This is a genomic window from Kitasatospora sp. NPDC054795, from assembly GCF_053611565.1.
In genome coordinates, this window is record NZ_JBSHAP010000001.1 from 171211 (window position 1) to 190004 (window position 18794).

Below are 18794 nucleotides of genomic sequence, written 5' to 3' on the forward strand. Positions count from 1 at the left end.
ACTTATACCCCGGCGTCCCCTCCCCGGCCGGCCTGCCGTGGAAGTCCCCTCACCCCTCCCCGGACCAGGCCGCCGCGCACAGCGCCGTGGCCAGCTCCTCGGTGTAGGAGGCCGCCGCCAGCCAGGCGGCGGCGAAGTCCTCGTGGTCGTCCGTGACGATCCGGCCGAAGACGTCGCGCTGCCGGTTGGCAGCGGTGGCCCGCAGAGCGTCGAGGAGTTCGGCGGCCGTGGCCAGCCCGGCGGCGCGCAGCAGCGCGCGGTCGGCCGCCGCTGAGGCCTCGCTCGGGGCGAGGCCGTGCCGGCCGGTGGTGACCGTCTGCTCGACCCGGCGCCCGAGCACGTGGACGGGCGGGCCGTACGGCGCCGGGGCCGTCGGCCCGTCCGCCGGCCCACCGACCGGGCCGGGCCCCGCGAGGTCGGCGGTCTGGAGGCGTTCGAGGCCGAGGTTGACCCGGCCCGCCCGGGCCGCGGGCAGGGCGAGTCGGTCCGGCGTGCCCGGGGGCGTGCCGATCGCGAGCAGGCGCAGCTCCGGACGGTCCGCGCGCTCCAATCGGCCGATCACCCGCAGCCGCAGGCCGGGCGCGGTGGCGAGCAGCGCGAGGTTCGCCCGGAACGGCAGGTCCGGGTGCTCGTGCGCCGGGCACAGGACGATCACCGGACCGCCCGGGCCTCCCGGACCGCCCTCCGCCGGGCTGTCCTCCGCCGGGCTGCCCGCGGCCCCCTCGGCCGGGCCGCCCGCCGTGCAGCGCGCCAGCAGCTGCGGCGTCCCGGCCGGGCCGGTGGAGGTGGTGCCCAGCAGGGTGACGTCCAGGAACAGCAGGTCACTCCCGGCCGGGCGGCTCTCGTACGGCCGTTCCTGTGCCGCGAGCGCCCGGGCCACCTGTGCGGGAGCCGGTTCGGACCAGAGCCGGGCGGCCGGCTCCGCCGTCCACGCCGCGCCCGCCGCACGCACCGCCCGTACCGAGGCGCCGGCGCCCAGTCGGCCGCCGGTGGACCTGGTCGCGCCCTGGACGGCCAGCCCGGCCCGGCTCAACTCGCGGTGGCTGAGCGCGGCATCACCCAGCCGGACCGTCCGGTTGCCCGCCCCGACCGCCTGCGGGGCGGCGGCCGACACGTCGTCGTGCGGCATCACCTCGGCGATCGTGCTCAGGCGCCCGTTGGCATCCACCGCCCAGCTGACCGCGCCCGCGTGCGTCGCCGTCAGCACCGGCTCGGCGAACAGGCCGTAGAGCCGCAGACCCCCCTCTTCCCGGTAGGCCTGGCGCGCGGTGCCGCGCAACTCGGCATTCGGGGCGACGCCGGCGGCCGGGGCGGCGCTGGCGGCCAGGGCGGTGGTGAGGCCGAGCAGTTCGCGCAGGCCCGCCACCAGATCCACCAGGCGGTGGTCCGGCGCGCCGGAACGCGCCGCCCGGACCCTCGTCGCGACGGTGACCGCCGCCGAGGCCGGGCGGTGCAGGCCCGCGAGGCGTGCCCGGTGGGCGGCGCGCAGCAGCTCGGCCTGGGAAACGGCGCCCGCCCCGCTCACCCCGGCGGCCAGGACGGCGGCCGCGGCCGCGTGGAGGTGGCGGACGGCGGCGAGTTCGGCGGTGGTGAGCGGGGCGGAGGCCGGTTGACCGGTCGGCGCCCCGGGGGTCTCCGGGGCTCCTTCCCGGCCTTCCGCGGCCGCCGACCCGGTGCCGCCGTCGGGCGCGGGTCCGGACCTGGCCTCGGGCCCGGCCTCGGCCTCAGGCTCGGGCTCGACCTGGGGCTCGGGCTCGGCCTCGGCGAGCGGGCAGAGGGTGACGGCGGCGGCCCGGTGCACGCAGGCCGGGGCCAGCAGGCAGCCGCAGCGGACGGCGGCCTCCACCACGACCACCCCGCCCGGGGCCCGCAGCACCAGCAGCGTCTCCTCGTCCACCTCCACCCGCCACTCGTCGCCCTCCCGGGCCACCGGCCGCTCCGCCAGCTTCGCCGCCGCACCGTCCAGCCGCTTCTGCAGCCGGGCGCTCAGCCCGGCCACCACCTCGGCGACCACCTCGGGCCGCACACTCGGCCAGTCGCTCGTCCGCGCCGTCACACTCATCGCACCTTCTCCCCCACCCAGCGGGCCAGTTCCAGCGGGCTCAACGCCGCCACGGGCATTCCGGCCGCGACCAGTTGGCCCGCGACCGCCTTCGAGTAGCGGGCCGTCCCGGTGTCGTCCAGCGCCGCACAGCCGAGCAGGTGCACGCCGGAGTCCACCAGCGCCCGGGTCTGGGCCAGCAGCCCGCCGATCGGCCCGCCCTCCTCGAAGTCGCTGATCACCGCGATCAGCGTGCGGGACGGCACCGTCACCAGCTCCCGCGCGTAGCGCAGCCCGCTCGCGATGCTGGTGCCGCCGCCGACCCTCACCTCCAGCAGCAGGCTCAGCGGGTCGTCCACCCGTGCCGTGAGGTCCAGGACCTCGGTGGAGAAGGCCACGAAGTGGGTGCTCAGCGAGGGGACCCCGGCCAGGATCGAGGCCGTCAGTGCGGCCCACACCGTGGAGGCCTCCATCGACCCGGAGACATCCACGACCAGGATCAGCCTCCAGTCGTTGGCCTGCCGCGCCCTGGTCCGGAAGACCGGGCGCTCGGGCACGATCAGGGTGCCGCCGTCCGGCCCGGGCCGGGCGGTCGCGAGGTTGGCCCGGATGGTCCGGTCCAGGTCCAGCCCGCCGCCCGGGCGGCGGGACGGGCGCGGCACGGCGATCCCGGTCAGCGCCGGGCGCAGCCTGGTGGCCAGCTCCCGGTTCAGCTCGTCCACCAGCCGCCGCACCAGCGGGCGCAGCCGGGCCACCCGGGCCTCGGGCAGACCGCCCGCGTGGTCCAGCACGGTGCGCAGCAGCTCGACGGACGGGCGGACGGCGGCGGGGTCGATCGTCTCCAGGACGTCGGTACGGCCCTGGGCGACAGCGGCGGCCAGCACCTCCTCGCGCACGCCGGGGCCGAACAGCGAGTCCAGCTCCTCGGCCCACTCCCGCACGCCGGGGTACGGGGCCTCGCGGCCTCCCCTGCCGCCCCGGCTGTCCAGGCCCGGGCCGGAGCCCTCGCCGTGGCCGGTGCCGTACAACTCGTCCAGGGCCGTGGTGAGTCGGGCACCGCGACCGGTCAGGCCGGCGTCGCCGGGGCGGCCGAGGAGCAGCCGCCAGCGCTCGGCGGGGGCGAGGGTGCGGGGCGCGGTGGTTGTGGTGGTCGTGGAAATCGTGGTGGTCGTGGCGGGGAGCCGGGTGGGAGGCCGCTCCGCCGCCGGGGTGTCGGCCGCCGCCGGGGGCAGGAGGCCGCGGCGGGCGAGGGCCGCCCGTGCCGCGAGATCCGCCCGCACCCAGCCGGCGAGCACGACCGGGCCGGCCTCCTCGGGCAGCGCGGCGAGCCGGGAGCCCAGGCTCTCCTCGACCAGGGTCAGCAGCCGGTCGCGGGCGGCCGGACTGAGCGTGTCGAACCCGCCGCGGAGGGCGGGCAGCCGGTCCAGGAACGCGTCGTCGGGCAGCGAGGTGACCCGCTCCAGCACCGGCTCCAGTGCCTGCGGCGCGGAGTCGAACAGCCCCTCCGCCGCCGTCAGCAGGCCGACCAGCGCCCGCCCGAGCGCCTGTCGCGTCTTCGGACCGGTCGCACCGTCCACCCAGGAGGCGGCCCGGCCGCCCAGCGCCTCGGCCGGCTCCTGCCCGAGCAGCACCCGGACCGCACCGGCCGCGCCCCGTACCAACGGGCTCCCCCGCTCGGCGAGTTCGGCCAGCGTGTACGCCAGCCGCACTCCGCCGAGCCGGTCCGCCCGCCGCACCAGCTCCACCAGCGCCCGCGCGTCCTGCGGATCGTCCGACCCGCCCACGCCCTCCAGCTGCCGCACGGCGGCAATGGTGAGCACCTCCCCGGCCGCGGCGAGCACGGGCCGACCCGCCGGAACGGCGGAGGCGGACGCCTCCCCTGCGACCGGGGCGTAGCCGGGGAAGTGGCCCGCGGTCAGCCGGTCGACGAGCGCCAGGGCGTCGAGGAGGTCGGGCAGGGTGGCGGAGGCGGGGAGGACGGTGGTGAGTTGGGCGAGGCGGGTCTCGGCGAGGGCGGGGAGGGCGCAGGAGGCGGCGGCGGTGAGGCCGTCGATGATCTCGCGCGGCGTCGGCTGGTCGGTGAGGCCGGCGCGCAGGGCGCCCTCGGCGGCCTGGGCGGGGGTGACGCCGCGGGTGCCGGCGACGGTGAGCATGGCGGCGCTGGCGGGCGTCCAGTGCAGGCGCCAGCGGGTGCCGAGGGTTTCGGTGCCGCCGGCGCCGGTGGTGGCGACGGACTCGGCGTAGGGAACCTCGCAGACGGTGAGCCGGTGCAGGAGGATCTCGCGGCGGCGGTCGAGGTCACTGCGCAGCGGGTCGAGGCGCAGGTCCCGCGGGCCGGGGTCGGCGGGGCCGGGCAGGCCGAGGCCGGCGAGGAGCGTCTCGACGGCGGGGGCGAGTCCGCTGCGCGGGGCGGCGGGGGTGGGACGGCCGGTGCGGGTGCCGACCAGCACCTGTTCGAGGGCGCGGGCGACGGCCCGGCCGCGGCCCAGGGGTTCGCCCTGGGCGAGGACGGTCTGCACCGCTTCGACGAGTTCGCCGCGGCCGGGGGCGGCGTGGCCGCGCAACCGGGCGAGGTCGCCGGCCAGGCGGACGATCTCGCGGGCGTCGGCCGGGCCGCTGGGGTGGTCCTGGCTGCGCAGGGCGGCGCAGATCCGGACGGCAGTGGTGGTGAGCGCCTCGGCGAGGCGTTCCGGGTCGCCGCCGGCGTCCAGGACGGTGTGCTGCCACTCCGGATCGCGGATGCCCGCCGGGTAGCCGGAGCGGGCGTCGAGCAGCGGGTAGGTGTACGGGATCAGGGACAGGACGTGCCCGGGGTCGTCCGGGTGCGGCGGCTCCTCGGCGGCGAGGGGGCCGTCCAGCAGGGCGGGGGCGTGGAAGGCGCCGATCACGGCGGCGACCCGGCGCCCGCCGGCCGAGGCGTCCTGGATGCGGGCCCGCATCCAGGCCTCGCGGCGCAGGTCGTACGGGTCTACGCCGGGGCCGCTCTCGGCGTCCCGGCGCAGCGCCCAGCCGACCAGCAGGGCGGCGCGCCGGACGGCCTCCGGGGAGGAGCCGGGGGCGGCCGTCTCGACCAGACGGTCCCACAGGTCGTCGTCGGCGTCCCGGCCGGTGAGGCGGTGGCGCAGCGCGTCGGCGACGCCGGGCGCTTCCGGGCCCCCGTCGGTGCGCCTCGACTCCCCGGCCCGCTCGCCGGCCCGCGCGGCGGCGCGGTGGGCGAGCGGGAGGTCGCAGGCGATGGCCTCCACCCCGTTGCGCCGGGCCCAGCGCAGGGCGGCGAGTTCCGGGGAGAAGTCGGCGAACGGGTAGAAGGCGGGCCCGGCCGCCTCCTCGGGCCCGGTCGGAGCCGCCGCGAGGGCGACCGGGGCCAGGGTGGCCTCGTCGGCGAGCCGGCCGAGCCAGGGCTGGAACTCGGCGGGAAGCTCGACCAGGACGGCGTCCGGCCGGGCGGCGTCGAGCAGCGCGGGGACGACCGCGCTGAGGGACGGCGCGTGGTGGCGCACACCGATCAGGTGGGGCCCGGGGCGGCCGGTGCCGGAGGCGGCCAGCCGGTCGGCCTCGGCCCGGACCATCCGGTCCGCGTCGTCCGGGCGGGGAATCTCCGCGCTGCTCATCGGATCAGGCCTCCAGTGCCGAGCGGAGGTCCCACAGGGTGCGCCAGGTGGCGGCGCCCTGTTCGGCGCGGCGGCGGACCGGGCCGTCCCAGTAGCCGAGCAGCCGGGCCGCGTCGGCCGGCTCGTCCTTGCGGACCACGCCGAGGAGCTGGCCGGGCAGCCGGCCGAGCAGGTCCCCGCCGTCGGGCAGGTAGGCGGCGCTGACGCCGAGCGAGGTGGCGACGGAGACCGCCTCGGCGGTGCTCATCACGGTGGACGGGCGTTCGACGTCCCAGCCCTCGGTGGAGCGGCCGGTGCGCAGGTCGCGGAACGCGGTGACCAGGGCCTCCAGGACGGCGTCGTCCACGGCGTAGGCGGCGCCGGCCCGGGCGACGGCGGCGGTGGACTGGCGGCGGACCAGGTCGACCTCGGCGGCGAGGCTGCCGATCGGGCCGACCGTCTCGAAGTTGAAGCGCCGCTTGAGCGCCGCGGACATCTCGCTGACCCCCTTGTCCCGCAGGTTGGCGGTGGCGATCAGGGTGAAGCCGGCCGCGGCGTGCAGCTGCCCGTCCGGGGTGCCGGCCAGCTCGGGGACGGCGATGCGCCGTTCCGAGAGCAGCGAGACCAGGGCGTCCTGCACCTCGGGCAGGCAGCGGGTGACCTCCTCGACCCGGGCGACCGCGCCGGCGGTCATCGCGGTGAGCACCGGCGAGGGGACGAGGGCCTCGCGGCTGGGCCCCTTGGCGAGCAGCAGGGCGTAGTTCCAGCCGTACTTGAGCTGGTCCTCGGTGGTGCCGGCGGTGCCCTGGACGGTGAGCGCGCTGGTGCCGCAGACGGCGGCGGCGAGCAGTTCGGAGAGCATGGACTTGGCGGTTCCGGGCTCGCCGACGAGCAGCAGGCCGCGCTCCCCGGCGAGGGTGACGACGCAGCGCTCGACCAGGGCGCGCTCGCCGACGAACTTCGGCTCGATGACCAGGCCCTTGCGCCCGGCCTTGAGCTTCTCGCCGCCGCTGCCCATCACGAAGGTGACCACGGCGCGCGGGGTCAGCCGCCAGCCGGGCGGGCGCGGGCCGCTGTCGTGGGCGGCCAGGAACTCCAGTTCGGCGGCGTACTTCTCCTCGGGCGGGACGGTCTGCCGGTCCGCGGCGGCGACGGTGGCGGTCGCGCCGGGGGTGGTCTCGGTGGCGGTCATCGGCGGGCCTTCCTGCGCTTGCTGGTCTGGAGCTCTTCGTAACCGGGGGCGTCGCCGTCGACGGTCCGCTGCCAGGCCCGGGCGAACAGCTCGGGGACGGGCAGGGGGACCAGCGCGGGCCGGTGGGTGTGCAGTTCGTACAGGGCGGCCTTCCAGGTCTCGGCCGGCAGTGCCGGCGCCTTGGCCTCCTGCCAGCCGCCGGGCAGGAAGAGGCCGCGGCCGGCCCGGGCCCGCTTGGCCTCCAGCACCAGGCCGGTGGCGGCGAGTTCGGCGCGGGCCTTCTTCAGCCGGGCGGGCTTCCAGCCCGTCCAGCGGGCGGCGTTGCGGTCGGTCGGGTCGGGCAGGGCGAGCAGTTGGAGGTAGAGCACGGCCGCATCCTCGCCCAGGCCGTGGGTGCGGGACACCTCGGCGACCAGCCCGGGGACGGACAGCTGCGGGTTCTGCAGCCAGGCGGGGCCCTCGTCGGGGGCCGGCACCGCGGCGGCGGAGGCGGCCAGCCGCTCCGGCTCGCCGCGCAGCACGGACTCGATGGCCAGCCGCTCGGCCTGGTACCAGTAGCTGTTGGAGAGCCCTTCGAGCAGTTCGAGCAGTGGGTCGTCCGGTCCGGTGAGGGCGGCCGGACGCAGCCAGACCCGCTCCGTCTCCTCGTGGTACGGCGTCAGGACGAGTGCCGGTCCGCAGTGAACCAGGCCGTCCCGGTCGCCGCCGCCCTCGGCGGGCAGGCCGAAGTGGGTGCGCAGGACGGCGGACAGCGAGGTGCCCTTGGCGGTGCGCACCAGGTCGAAGTCGAGCAGCAGCTCAGGGTCGGCCAGGCGGTCGCGCAGCGCCTCGGCGGCCGTGGGCAGCAGCGGACGCAGCGGACTGTCGGCGGGCAGGTGGTAAGCGAGCCAGCGCAGTGCGGCGATGGTGGAGCTCAGCGCGCTCCGCTCGGGGACGGCGGACTCGTCCTCGGGTGCCAGCCGCGGTCCGGCTCCGCCCACGTCGATGAACCGGAAGCCGGTGCGGCCGGTCAGCCACGGGGTGTGGGCGGGGTTGAGCACCGCCTCGACGGTGTCGATGGACACCCCCTGGACGGTGGCCAGCGCCTCCTCGGGGAGGGTGACGAGGCGTCCGAAGCGCCGGATCCACTCCTCGGCCCCGGCGGCGAGGTCGGGGCCGTCGGTCCACAGGGTCTTCGGGTCCGCGGGCAGCAGGGCGCCCCAGACGGCGGCGAGGCCGGTGTGGTCGCGTCCCCGCAGCCAGTTCCGGGCGGCCTTGACATCGGCGGCCTTGAGCCCGAGTTCGGCGGGCACGGCGATGTCGGTCCAGTACAGCAGGCCGGACGGCGGGCTGAGCAGCAGGGCGGAGCGGGCGGTGCCGATGCCGGTGAGCCCGCTGAAGGCCTCGGCCCTGGCCCGGTCGTACGGGACGGCGCCGCGCAGGGCGGCGACCCGCCAGAACTTGGCGACCCAGGCGGCGTCGACCAGTTCCCCGGTGTCGCGCTCCTCGACCGTGGTGAAGTGCGCGACGGGCCCGAACTCCCCGCTCGGGTCGTGGTCGACGGCGAGCCAGTGCACGATGCCGTCGGCGTACTGCCGCTGGTGGCCGATGATGACGACGGTGCGCCCGCCGTGCCGCAGCACCTCGCCCTGGCGCTGGGCGACCGGCCGGCCACCGTTGGCGTTCACGGCCACCGGGACCTGCTCGGCGAGGACGATCTCGCGCAGGGTGGTGCCACGGCCGGCCAGCGGGCCCTTGGTCAGCTCGCCGAGCAGCAGGACCAGCGAGGAGCGGTGGGCGGGCTCGGTGAACGGCGAGGCCACCGCGTGGGCCAGCGCGTGGACCCGGCCGAGCAGGTGCAGCCAGCCGTGGCTGACGTCTCCGTTGCGCAGGGTGACGGTGGCGGGGCTGCTCCAGCCCTCGCCGTCGGCGGCGGGCGGGGCGGCCAGCACCCCGGTGACGGCACGCAGGTTGTTGAGCACCCACCAGTGCGCGGCGGAGCCCCAGTTGTTGCCGAAGCCGCCGATCTCGGGCAGCACGGCGCGCACGGCGTCGCGCAGTTCGTGGTCGCGCCCGTGCTCGGGCTGCCACTCGGTGTCCTGCTTCGTGCTCGGGCGCTCGGCCTCCGGCTGCGGGACGAACCGGGCGATCCGGTCCAGCAGGTCGGCGGCGAGGCGGGCGAGGCCGGCGACGCCGGCCAGCAGCCGCTGGTCCGCGATGCCGGGCAGGATCGCGCCGACCTCCGGGACGGGCAGGGTGCGCGGGGTGCGCCGGGCGAGCGGACGGCGCACGCCCTGGACGGTGAGCCAGCGCTGCTCGTCCTCGGGGACCGGCTCGCTGTCGGTCGGCCAGGCGGCGTCGATCAGCCGGGCGGCCTGCTCGGAGGTGACGCCGCGCAGCACCGTGGAGCCGGCCTCGTCACGCGGGCGCAGGGCGTGCCAGTGCGGGAACGGCGGAACGAGCGGGGTGCCGGCGGCGGAGAGCTCACCGGCGCGGCAGGGGTGCAGGTCGACGGTGCGGTCGGCGCGGCCGGTGAGGTCGGGCAGGTTGAGCGAGAAGTGCTCGCCGGAGGTGTGGCTGACCACCGGGGCGGCCGCGCCCGGCAGGGCGAGCCGGCCGACCGGGACGGTGTCCGACCGGTATCCGGTCAGCGGCAGCACGATGCGCTGCCCGTCGGCCGTGAAGGTGGTGACGGCCTTGTGGGGCTCGACCCTGGCCCAGCTGCCGAGCACGGCGCCGTCGGTGCCGAGCGGGGTCCGCTCCAGGCCGGGCTGCAGCGGCAGCAGCCAGGTGCTCCTCCGGACGAGCCGGCCGGCCTGGGCGGTGGCGGCGATCACCGGCGGTTCGGCGGCGCGGCCCAGGGCGCCGGTGGCCGGGTCGATTTCGCGCAGGACGTCCTCGCCGTCGGAGGCGTAACGCACCGTCCAGTAGCCGGTGCCGTCGCCGAGGACGGGGTGCTCGTCGGGCATCCGGGTGTCGCCGGCGTGCAGCGGGCGCTCGCCGGTGGTGCGGCCGCCGTCGGGCAACTGGAGCGAGGGCGGCTCGGGCTCGCGGTCGCCGTAGTAGTAGCCGGCGATGGTCTCGCCCTCCAGCTCGAACCGCTCGTCCGGGCGGCTCGACCAGTAGGCGAGCTGCTTGCCCTCGTGGGACCAGACGACCAGCAGTTCGCCGTCGACCAGGCGCAGCCGGATCCGGTTGCGCTGGTGCAGTTCCTCGGGCAGCCGGAGGGTGTGCTCCAGCACGATGCCCTCCGGGCCGACCACGACGGCCCGGTCGAGGCGGGCGAGGATCAGGTGCGGCCAGGCGTCCTCGACGACCAGGCCGCTCAGGCCCGCGCCGCCCAGGCTGGGGACGGGGTGCTGCGGGGCGTCGGCGGCGGGCGGGTCGGCGATCTTGCCGAGTGCCTCCTCCAGGGCGGGCCAGCCGAGTTCGTCCAGGATGCCGGCCCGGAGGGCGTCGGTGAGAAGCGCGGCAACGTCGAGGGCGGCGACCCGGTCGGCGACGGCCGGCGCGACCGTCCGGACGGCGGTGCGGTGCTGGCCGAACGCGCGGACCAGGTCGGCGGCGGCGGCCAGGCCGCGGGCGGCGAACAGCTCCTCGGAGCGCTCCTCGGCCCACTCGGCGAACAGCTCGTTCAGCAGCGGCAGGGCGGGCACCTCGCGCTCGGCGGCCGTCTTCCAGGCGGCCGGGGCGGCTCGGCGCAGCAGCGGCCGGTAGCGCTCGTCGGCGCCGACGGCGGCGAGGGCGGGACTGTCGGGGCCGCACTCCGAGACCCAGTCGTGCAGCTCGATGCCGAGGCCGTCCGGCGGACCGGCCACCGGCACGCCCGCGGTGAGCAGCAGGTCCAGCAGGTCGATCCTGGTCCGGCTGGTGCGGATGCCGGTGTGGAGGTCCACCGGGACGGCGTCGGCCTTGAGCCGCTCGACCATCCGGCGGGCCAGCGCGAGGGTGTCCGGGCAGCTGGGCCGGCTGCGCCAGCCGCGGCCGAGGTGGTTGCACCAGCGCTGCAGCCAGGCGGCGGCCGGTTCGGCGCCCTCGGGGCGGGGGCCGGTGAGCAGGTCCTCGGCGCCGGTCTCGGCGAGCAGCGCCAGCCAGACGGTGTCGTGCGCGGCCGGTTCGGAGGAGGACGGGTCGGGCAGCAGTTCCAGCAAGCGGGCGCGGACCGCCGCGTCGCTGCGGCCGAGCTCGACCAGCGCGCCGTGCCAGGACTTCCAGAACGCGGCGGGCGCCCGCGTGACCGCCGGGGAGTCCAGCAGCTCGGCGAGCAGCGCGCGTTCGTGCTCGGCGCGGTCCAGCCCGGCGGCCTTGATCAGCGCGCGGGCGTCCTCGGCGACCCCGGCGTACGGGGCCATGCCGGCCGCGGAGCGCTCGGTGCACAGCTGGCGGAAGCGCTGCCAGGCGGTCAGCGGGTCGAGCCGCTGGGCGAGCTCCTTGACGTACTGGCGCAGGGACTTGACGGTGAGCGCGCCGGCCAGGGCGAACTCCAGGAAGACGGCGCGCAGCCGCTCCTCGTCCACCGCCAGGCCGTGGGTGCGCTCGGCCTCGCGGGCCTTGCCGAACCAGGCGGCGGCGTAGGTCCGGTTCTCGTGGCGCAGGAAGATCCGGCCGACCTCCTCGCAGAAGGTGGGCAGGAAGTGCGGGACGGCCCGGCCGAGGCGGACGGACAGCTCGCCGAAGCCGTCCTTGGCGGCGCCGGGCTTGGAGGCGGCCTGGCGGGCGAGCCGCTCCAGCTCCTTGACCAGGGCGAGCGCGTGGTGGCCGTTGGCCGGGTCGTGGACCAGGGCCCAGGCGGGGAAGCCGAGCGCCTCCTGGCGGACCTGGCCGACCTCGGCGGGCGCGGCCTCCGGCGCCAGGCCGAGGAAGTCGAGGGCGAGGTCCTCGGCCGGGCCGAGCGCCCCGGGAACGAGCCGGACGATCCGGCGCCCGTCGAGCGCGGGGTGGGTGTAGCCGCGGGCGGTGAGAACGTCGGCGGCGCTGTCGGGGCGGCCGGCCCCGGGCAGGGTGCCGGGCGGGAGCACGGCTCCGGCGTCGAGCAGTTCCTCGGGCGAGGCGGCCCGGTGGGTGGCGGCGGTGACGGTCATGCGGCTTCCTCTCCCTGGATCGTGCGGCCGGCGTACAGGGCGGCGGCCATCCGCATGCCCTCGGACCAGGCGACCGGTCCGACCTCGGTGAGCGGCAGGGCACGGCCGTCGGGGCCGGCCCAGCTGAGCGCGCCGGTCTCGCACGCGTCGTACTCGTAGTAGTCGCCGACCCAGACCCGGGCCTCGACGGTGCGCCCGCCCTCGGTGACCGGCTGGACGGCGGAGCCGCCGCGGACCCGGCAGCCGAGCCGGATGCAGCGCCCGACCAGCTCGCGCAGCTCCCGGTAGCGGCCACCGGCGTAGGTGGTGACCTCGGTGCCCGCCGGCGCCTCCGCGGGCCGGTGCCAGACCTCGCGGTAGAGCTGCTGGACGCGCTGGGAGACGCCGAGCTCGACGGCGAACTCGCGCAGCTCGTCGAGGTCCTGGAGCAGGACCGGGTGGGGTATCAGGACCTCGCCGTCGGTGAGGCGCACGGTGTCGCCGTCCAGGTCGACCAGGCCGAGGCCGCGCTCGGCGTCGGCGCCGCGCAGGAAACCGGCCACGGAGCCGTCCGTGGTGGTGACCACGAGGTCCTTCAGGACGCCCTGCCAGGCCTCGTCCGGCCACACGGCGGTGAGCACGGCGGCCGGCACCGGCAGCGAGCGGACCATCCAGCGCTCGACGTCCTCCAGGCAGCCGCGCTCGTGCGCGGCCAGCCACTCGGCGAGCTGCTTGAGCTGGATGACCACGCGGTCGTCACCGAGCTTCGACGGCAGGGACTTGAGGTCGCGCCCCGCCGCGTTGCGGCACGCCACCCTGCCCTCCCCGTCGAGCGCGACGCGGTACCCTCCCGCGTCCGTCTCCACCCATGCCACGGCCGTACTCCTCCCACCGGGAAACACTTGTCGATCGCCTGCTGACCAGCGATGCGAGGAACGTAGCGAGGCCCACTGACAACGCGACGGGCGGGGTGAACTCGGGCCGTGACATGCAAAGTTCAAACCACTCGAACGAGTGATCGAGGAGACGAAAAGGGCGGGGCGGCCGCTCGAAAGCAGCCGCCCCGCCCGTCCCTCCGCCCCGCCCGCTCCTCCTCCCTCCCCCCCGCCCGCTCCTCCGTACCCGTCAGACCGACGGCGCCCGGGGCACGATCACCGGCGCACCGTCGCCCGGCGCCGCGAGCACATGGCTGTCGATGTCGTACAGCGCCCGCACCAGCGGCGCGTCCACCACCTCGCGCGGCGGCCCGCAGGCCACCACCGCGCCGTCCCGCAGCGCGACCAGCAGGTCCGCGTAGCGGGCGGCCGCCGCGAGGTCGTGCAGCACCATGACCACCGTCCGCCCGCCCGCCGCGACCCGGCGGACCAGCTCCAGCACCTCCACCGCGTGCCCGAGGTCGAGCGCGCTGGTCGGCTCGTCGAGCAGGACCACCGGGGTGTCCTGGGCGAGCACCATGGCGAGCCAGCAGCGCTGGCGCTGGCCGCCGGAGAGCCGGTCGAGGCGACGGTCGGCGAGGCCCTCCACACCGGTGGCGCGCAGGGCCTCGGCGGTCAGCCGCTCGTCCTGCGCCGACCACTGGCGGAACAGCCCCTGGTGCGGATGGCGACCGTAGCGGACCAGCCCGGCGACGGTGACCGCCTCCGGGGCCTGCGGGCTCTGCGGCAGCAGCGCGACCCGGTGGGCGGCCTGGCGCGGGCGCAGCCGCCACACGTCCTCGCCGCCGACCAGGACCCGCCCGCCGTCCGGGCGGTGCAGCCGCGCGACGGACCGCAGCAGGGTGGACTTCCCGCAGCCGTTCGGGCCGACCACCGCCACCACCTGTCCGGCCGGAACGGTGAGGTCGACGCCGCTGAGCACCGGGCGCCCCGGCCCGTAGCCGGCACTGAGCCCTTGGATGGTCAACTCCATGGCAGCTCCCCCTGGTTCGACGTGCGCTCAGTTGCCCCCGAGCGCCTTGGCGAAGTCGCCGATGACCACGTCGGCGGCGAGCGGGCCGCCCCGGGTGGACCAGACCGAGCCGTCCACGGTGACGGCGTGGCTGTTCTTCACCGCGCCCAGGTCCTGGTAGGCGGGCTTGGACTGGACGTCCTTGAGCGCGGCCTTGCCGTCGTCGGTCAGGGTGGACAGGAACAGCCAGTCGCCGTCGATCTCGTTGAGCTTCTCCAGGCTGAGCGCCGGGCTGTGCGCGTTGCCGTCCTTGTCCTGCGCGGCCGGGCGGGTCAGGCCCATGTCCAGGGCGACGCCACTGGCGAACTGCTTCTTCTCCATCCAGCTCGGGCCGGTGGGGTTCCAGCGCACGATGGAGACGGCGGCGCCCTTGTTCCTGGTGAGCTCGGCGCCCGCCTTGGCGGCCTTGGCGTCGTAGTCGCCGATCACCTTGTTGGCCTGGTCGAGCTTGTTGACGGCGTTGCCGATGCCGCGGAAGGCGAGCTTCCAGTCGTCGGTGGGCGCCATGGTGACCAGCGTGGCGGGGGTGATCTCGCGCAGCTGCTTGAGCACCTGCTCGTCCTGCATGTCGCCGGCCAGGATCAGGTCGGGCTTGGCGGCGATCACCTTGTCCATCACGGGCTGGAGCAGGTTCCCGACCACCGGGATCCCCTGCACCTTGTCCTTGAGGTACGCGGGCGGCTCGGCCAGCCCCTGGCCGTTGGTGATGCCGACCGGCTTGACGCCCAGGGCGAGCACCGCGTCCAGGTCCTCCTGGGTGAGGGTGACGATCCGCTTGGGCTCGGCGGGGACCTCGACGGCCTTGCCGGTGGCGTCCTTGACGGTCCGCTTGCCGCCGCTCCCGCCGCCCACCGCGTCCGCCGCCGGGGACGCGGCCGTGGAGGAGCCCGAGGAGCCCGAGGAACCGGAGGAGCCGCAGCCGGTGAGCAGGAGCGCGGCCGCCCCGGTGACGGCCAGCGCCTGGGCCGCACGGCGGCGGACGGGGCTGAGCGGGCGACGGGCGAACGGCATGGGTGCCTCCGGGCAACGGTGGTACGGAAGTTGAGCGGCGTGCGAGAAGTTCGACGGGACGGGGGTGCCCCACGGGACGAGCTCGGCCATTAGGTTAGCCTTACCTTATGACATTCTCGCAAGCCGGCGTCCGCGCGGCGCCCCCCGCCACCGCGCCGGATTCGCCGCCACCGGGCTGGCGGAGCCGTCGGCCCGAGGGTGCCCGCCCCACCTGGCCGGCCGTCACGGCGGCGGTGGTCCTCCTGCTCGCCCTGGCCGTGCTCTCGCTGTCGGTCGGCGCCGGCGAGGTCGGCCCCGGGCGGGTGCTGGACTACCTGCTGAACCACGACGGCGCCCGCGCCGACGGCCGGCTCGCCCTGGTCGTCGGCGACCTGCGGCTGCCGCGCACCCTCACCGCCCTGCTGGTCGGCGCCGCTCTCGGCGTCGCCGGGGCGCAACTGCAGTCCGTCACCCGCAACCCGCTGGCCGAGACCGGCCTGCTCGGCGTCAACGCCGGCGCCTCGCTGGGCGTCGTGCTCGGCATCGCCGTGCTCGGCGTGCAGACCTCCTTCGGCTACCTCGCCTTCGCCTTCGGCGGCGCGGTGCTCGCCAGCACCGTGGTGCTGCTGGTCGCCAGCAGCCGGGGCGGCGGATCGCCGATGCGGCTGGTGCTCGCCGGCTCCGCCGTCGCGGCGATCTTCCGCGGGCTCACCGACGTTCTGATCGTCAACTCCCCCGAGGCCTACGAGCGGTACCGGGTATGGGTGCTCGGCTCGCTGGCCGGGGTGGAAGGCTGGACGACCCTGCGCCAGCTCGCCCCGGTGCTCGGCGCCGGGTTCCTGCTCGCCGCCCTCACCACCCGTCCGCTGACCGCGCTCGCCCTCGGCGACGACCTCGCCCGCGGCCTCGGCCACCGACCCGGCGCCACCCGGGCCGCCGTCGCCGTCGCCGTCACCCTGCTGACCGCCTCGGCGGTCGCGCTGGCCGGGCCGATCGCCTTCCTCGGGCTGCTCTCCGGCTTCCTCGCCCGCACCGTCGCCGGCCCCCGGATCGGCCGACTCACCCTGCTCGCCGCGCTGTTCGGCGCCACCGTGCTGACCGGCGCGGACGTGCTCGCCCGGGTGGTGGCCCGACCCTTCGAGGCGCCGGTCTCGGTGATCGTCGCACTGATCGGCGCCCCGGCCCTGATCGCGATCGTCCGCTCCCGGCACTCCGCCGCCCTGGCCATGGCCGACCCCGCCGAGTCCACGCCGGCCGCGGAACGCGGCGAACCGGCGCCGCCCAAGCCGGACTTGACCCTGCGGCACGGAACATGGTCGCTGCTGCTGCCGCGCCGGGCACTGCTGGCCTCGCTCGGCCTGGCCGGCGCCCTACTGGCCGCTGTCGTGGTCTCGGCGCACGCCGGACAGAGCGAACTCGACCTCGCCCGCACCTTCCAGGCCGTGTTCGGCTACGGCGACCGGCTGGACGTCCTGCTGGTGCAGAAGTTCCGGCTCGGCCGGATCGTCGCCGGACTCGCCGCCGGCGCCGCCCTCGGCCTGGCCGGCTGCCTCACCCAGACCCTCGCCCGCAACCGCCTGGCCACCCCCGAACTCCTCGGCGTCAACGACGGCGCGACCGCCGCCGTGCTCATCTCCGCCAGCACCGCGGGCACCTTCGGCGCCTGGTGGGCCGGACCGCTCGGCGCACTGGTCGCCGTCCTGGTCGTCACCCTGGCCTCCGGCGGACTCGGCGCCCGCGGCTACCGGGTGCTGGTGGTCGGGCTCGCCATGTCGGCGCTCGCCTCGGCCGTCATCCAGGTCGCGATGGCCCGGCGCTCGCTCAACTCCGCCGGCTCGCTGTACATCTGGACCAACGGCAGCCTCAACGGACGCGACCTCGCCGTCGCCACGCCCGTCCTGATCGGACTCGCGGCACTGGTACCGATCGCGCTGGCGGTGGCCCGGCGGCTGGCGGTGCTGCGCTTCGACGACAACGTCGCCTCCGCACTCGGCGTAGACCCGGGCCGGGTCCGACTCGCCTGCCTGCTGCTGGCCGTCGCCCTGGCCGGGCTGGCGGTCGGCGTCTGCGGGCCGGTCGGCTTCGTGGCCCTGGCCGCGCCGGTGATCGCCGGACGACTCGCCGGGCCCGCCCGGGTCCCGGTGCTCGGCTCGGCCCTGACCGGCGCCCTGCTCGTCGTGCTCGCGGACACCCTGGGGCGAGTGCTGTTCGCCGGGGTGGAGATCCCCGTCGGCATCGTCACCACCGTCCTCGGCGGCCCCTTCCTGCTCTGGGTGCTGCTCGGCCGCAAGGGCAGCCCCGCCTAAGCCTTTTGGAGTCACTGCTGTGGAAACCCCGCTCGTCGCCCTCTGCCCCGACGACCCCGCCTACCGCCTGGTCACCTTCACCCATCACGACGGCGACTGCGACGGCGTGCTCGCACTGCTGCACACCGTCACCGACAAGGACCGCCACTCCGGTAACCTGACACCGCATCTGATGGAGCGTCAGACGAATGGGACATGGGCGATCACCTACCGGCTGCGCGAGGACCACCGCGCCTCCTACCAGCTGTACCCGTTCCGCGGCGAGGCCCCCGGCACCACCCGGCCCGACTGGCTGCGCGTCCTCGACCAGGCCCGCCCCGACCCGTACGACACCGAACCCCGGCTGCCCGCCCGCGACGGCCGCCACCCCGCCTCGGTGCTCAGCCTGCCCGCCGCCCCCGCGCAGCCGTACGTGGCGCGGCGCGAAGGCGTGCCACGCGGACGGACGCTCGCCCACACCGTGGCCGGCCGGCGGGTCGACGTCCACCTCCCCGCCGGACACCGGGCGGACGGCGGCCCGTACCCGGTCGCGGTGCTGCTGGACGGCGAGATGTGGGGCGAGGTGCTCTCCGTCGGCGACACCCTCGACAACCTGACGGCCGACGGCGCCATCCCGCCCACCGTCACCCTGCTGGTGCACACCATGGGGCCGAAGCGCCCGGACGACCTGAGCTGCAACCCGGCCTTCATCGACCTCCTCGCCGACCACCTGCTGCCCTGGGCCGCAGAGGAGTTCGGCGCGAGCGACGACCCGGCCGCCACCGTGATCGCCGGCCAGAGCGCGGGCGGCCTCACCGCCGCCTACGCCGCCTACCGCCGCCCGGAACGCTTCGGCAACGCGCTCTCCCAATCCGGCTCCTTCTGGTGGCCCGACGAGACCGAGTTCGACGCGGGCAGCGAATGGCTGACCCGGCGCCTCGCCGCCGAGGAACGACGGCAGGCCCGCTTCTGGATCGAGGTCGGGCTCCAGGAGTGGATGCTGCTCGCCCAGAACCGCCACCTGCGCGACGTCCTCACGGCCCGCGGCTACGGCCTCGCCTACCGCGAGTTCAACGGCGGCCACGACTACGCCTGCTGGCGCGGCGGCCTGGCCGACGGGCTCGCGCACCTGCTCGGGTCACCCGGGGGGATGGTTTCGGGCTGATTCGCATACCTCCAGGCCATCGGGCGTCTAGCGTCGAACTTCGCACCGATCGGCCTGGAGGTATCCCGTGAACGCGCCCTCGTCCGCCGCGCCGCCGCCGATGTCGTGGAAGTACTGCGGCAACCAGATCAAGCTGTGGCGGACGCGTGCCGGCGTCAGCCGCGAGGACCTGGCCTCCGAAGCCGGGTACGGCATCGAGAGCCTGCGGTCCATGGAGGCGGGGCGGCGCAAGCCCTCGATGCACCTGCTGCAGGTGGCGGACGACATGTGCGACGCGAAGGGGATCCTGGCGGCGGGGGCGCAGTTCCTGAAACCTGAGAAATATCCGTCGTCCGCCGAGGACTACATGAAGTACGAAGCCGAGGCGGTGGCACTCAACTGGTACGAGAACCATTTCTTTCCAGGTCTGTTGCAGACCGAGGAAACGGTGAGAGCGCTCCTCGACTCCCACTAGGGCACGTATTCGGTCGTGATCAATCTGTGTGATTCACCTTCGCGGCGGGTCCTGATCCGGTAGACCGTGGTGTGTGACGCGAGCGCAACTG

The 18794-nt window shown here is 76.2% G+C and carries 9 protein-coding genes and 1 pseudogene; 3 read left to right on the top strand and 7 right to left on the bottom strand.

What is annotated here, in order from left to right:
• Positions 1–49: 49 nt before the first annotated feature.
• The 7 genes from ACWGJO_RS00750 to ACWGJO_RS00780 all read right to left on the bottom strand — a co-directional run bounded on the left by ACWGJO_RS00750 (position 50) and on the right by ACWGJO_RS00780 (position 14820).
• Complete coding sequence (locus tag ACWGJO_RS00750; protein ID WP_452181487.1) at positions 50–2062, bottom strand: hypothetical protein; 2013 nt, start codon at positions 2060–2062, stop codon at positions 50–52.
• Positions 2059–5652 carry a vWA domain-containing protein gene (locus ACWGJO_RS00755; protein WP_452181488.1) on the bottom strand — a complete coding sequence of 1198 codons (3594 nt, stop codon included), beginning with the start codon at positions 5650–5652 and terminating at the stop codon, positions 2059–2061. The genes ACWGJO_RS00750 and ACWGJO_RS00755 overlap by 4 nt, the downstream gene beginning before the upstream one ends.
• 4 nt (positions 5653–5656) lie before the next feature.
• Entirely contained in the window at positions 5657–6823 is a 1167-nt protein-coding gene (locus ACWGJO_RS00760; protein WP_387727340.1) for an ATP-binding protein, read from the bottom strand.
• A complete protein-coding gene (locus tag ACWGJO_RS00765) occupies positions 6820–11883 on the bottom strand; it encodes a hypothetical protein (RefSeq protein ID WP_452181489.1) in 5064 nt (1687 codons plus the stop codon). The genes ACWGJO_RS00760 and ACWGJO_RS00765 overlap by 4 nt, the downstream gene beginning before the upstream one ends.
• Positions 11880–12737, bottom strand: coding sequence for a DUF4132 domain-containing protein (locus ACWGJO_RS00770; RefSeq protein WP_452181490.1), 858 nt, complete (start codon positions 12735–12737; stop codon positions 11880–11882). The genes ACWGJO_RS00765 and ACWGJO_RS00770 overlap by 4 nt, the downstream gene beginning before the upstream one ends.
• 250 nt (positions 12738–12987) lie before the next feature.
• Positions 12988–13770 (bottom strand): ABC transporter ATP-binding protein, encoded by a 783-nt coding sequence (locus tag ACWGJO_RS00775; RefSeq protein ID WP_452181491.1) that lies wholly within the window; start codon positions 13768–13770, stop codon positions 12988–12990.
• A 27-nt stretch (positions 13771–13797) separates the two neighbouring features.
• Positions 13798–14820 carry an ABC transporter substrate-binding protein gene (locus ACWGJO_RS00780; RefSeq protein WP_452181501.1) on the bottom strand — a complete coding sequence of 341 codons (1023 nt, stop codon included), beginning with the start codon at positions 14818–14820 and terminating at the stop codon, positions 13798–13800.
• Positions 14821–14927: 107 nt separating this feature from the next.
• On the opposite strand from ACWGJO_RS00780, the gene fhuB reads away from it, so the two are divergent.
• The 3 genes and pseudogenes from fhuB to ACWGJO_RS00795 all read left to right on the top strand — a co-directional run bounded on the left by fhuB (position 14928) and on the right by ACWGJO_RS00795 (position 18703).
• Positions 14928–17105, top strand: a complete 2178-nt coding sequence (gene fhuB, locus ACWGJO_RS00785) for a Fe(3+)-hydroxamate ABC transporter permease FhuB (RefSeq protein ID WP_452181492.1) — start codon at positions 14928–14930, stop codon at positions 17103–17105.
• 10 nt (positions 17106–17115) lie between these two features.
• Positions 17116–18249: pseudogene (fes, locus tag ACWGJO_RS00790) on the top strand (enterochelin esterase); the annotation flags it as partial.
• A gap of 67 nt (positions 18250–18316) precedes the next feature.
• Positions 18317–18703 carry a Scr1 family TA system antitoxin-like transcriptional regulator gene (locus ACWGJO_RS00795; RefSeq protein ID WP_452181493.1) on the top strand — a complete coding sequence of 129 codons (387 nt, stop codon included), beginning with the start codon at positions 18317–18319 and terminating at the stop codon, positions 18701–18703.
• Positions 18704–18794 lie beyond the last annotated feature (91 nt).

What these genes read in the sequence shown, in the direction of transcription:
- ACWGJO_RS00755 (WP_452181488.1), bottom strand. Translation starts at nt 5,652, where the DNA reads ATGAGCAGCGCGGAGATTCCCCGCCCGGACGACGCGGACCGGATGGTC.
- ACWGJO_RS00780 (WP_452181501.1), bottom strand. Translation starts at nt 14,820, where the DNA reads ATGCCGTTCGCCCGTCGCCCGCTCAGCCCCGTCCGCCGCCGTGCGGCC.
- ACWGJO_RS00760 (WP_387727340.1), bottom strand. Translation starts at nt 6,823, where the DNA reads ATGACCGCCACCGAGACCACCCCCGGCGCGACCGCCACCGTCGCCGCC.
- fhuB (WP_452181492.1), top strand. Translation starts at nt 14,928, where the DNA reads ATGACATTCTCGCAAGCCGGCGTCCGCGCGGCGCCCCCCGCCACCGCG.
- ACWGJO_RS00775 (WP_452181491.1), bottom strand. Translation starts at nt 13,770, where the DNA reads ATGGAGTTGACCATCCAAGGGCTCAGTGCCGGCTACGGGCCGGGGCGC.
- ACWGJO_RS00765 (WP_452181489.1), bottom strand. Translation starts at nt 11,883, where the DNA reads ATGACCGTCACCGCCGCCACCCACCGGGCCGCCTCGCCCGAGGAACTG.
- ACWGJO_RS00750 (WP_452181487.1), bottom strand. Translation starts at nt 2,062, where the DNA reads ATGAGTGTGACGGCGCGGACGAGCGACTGGCCGAGTGTGCGGCCCGAG.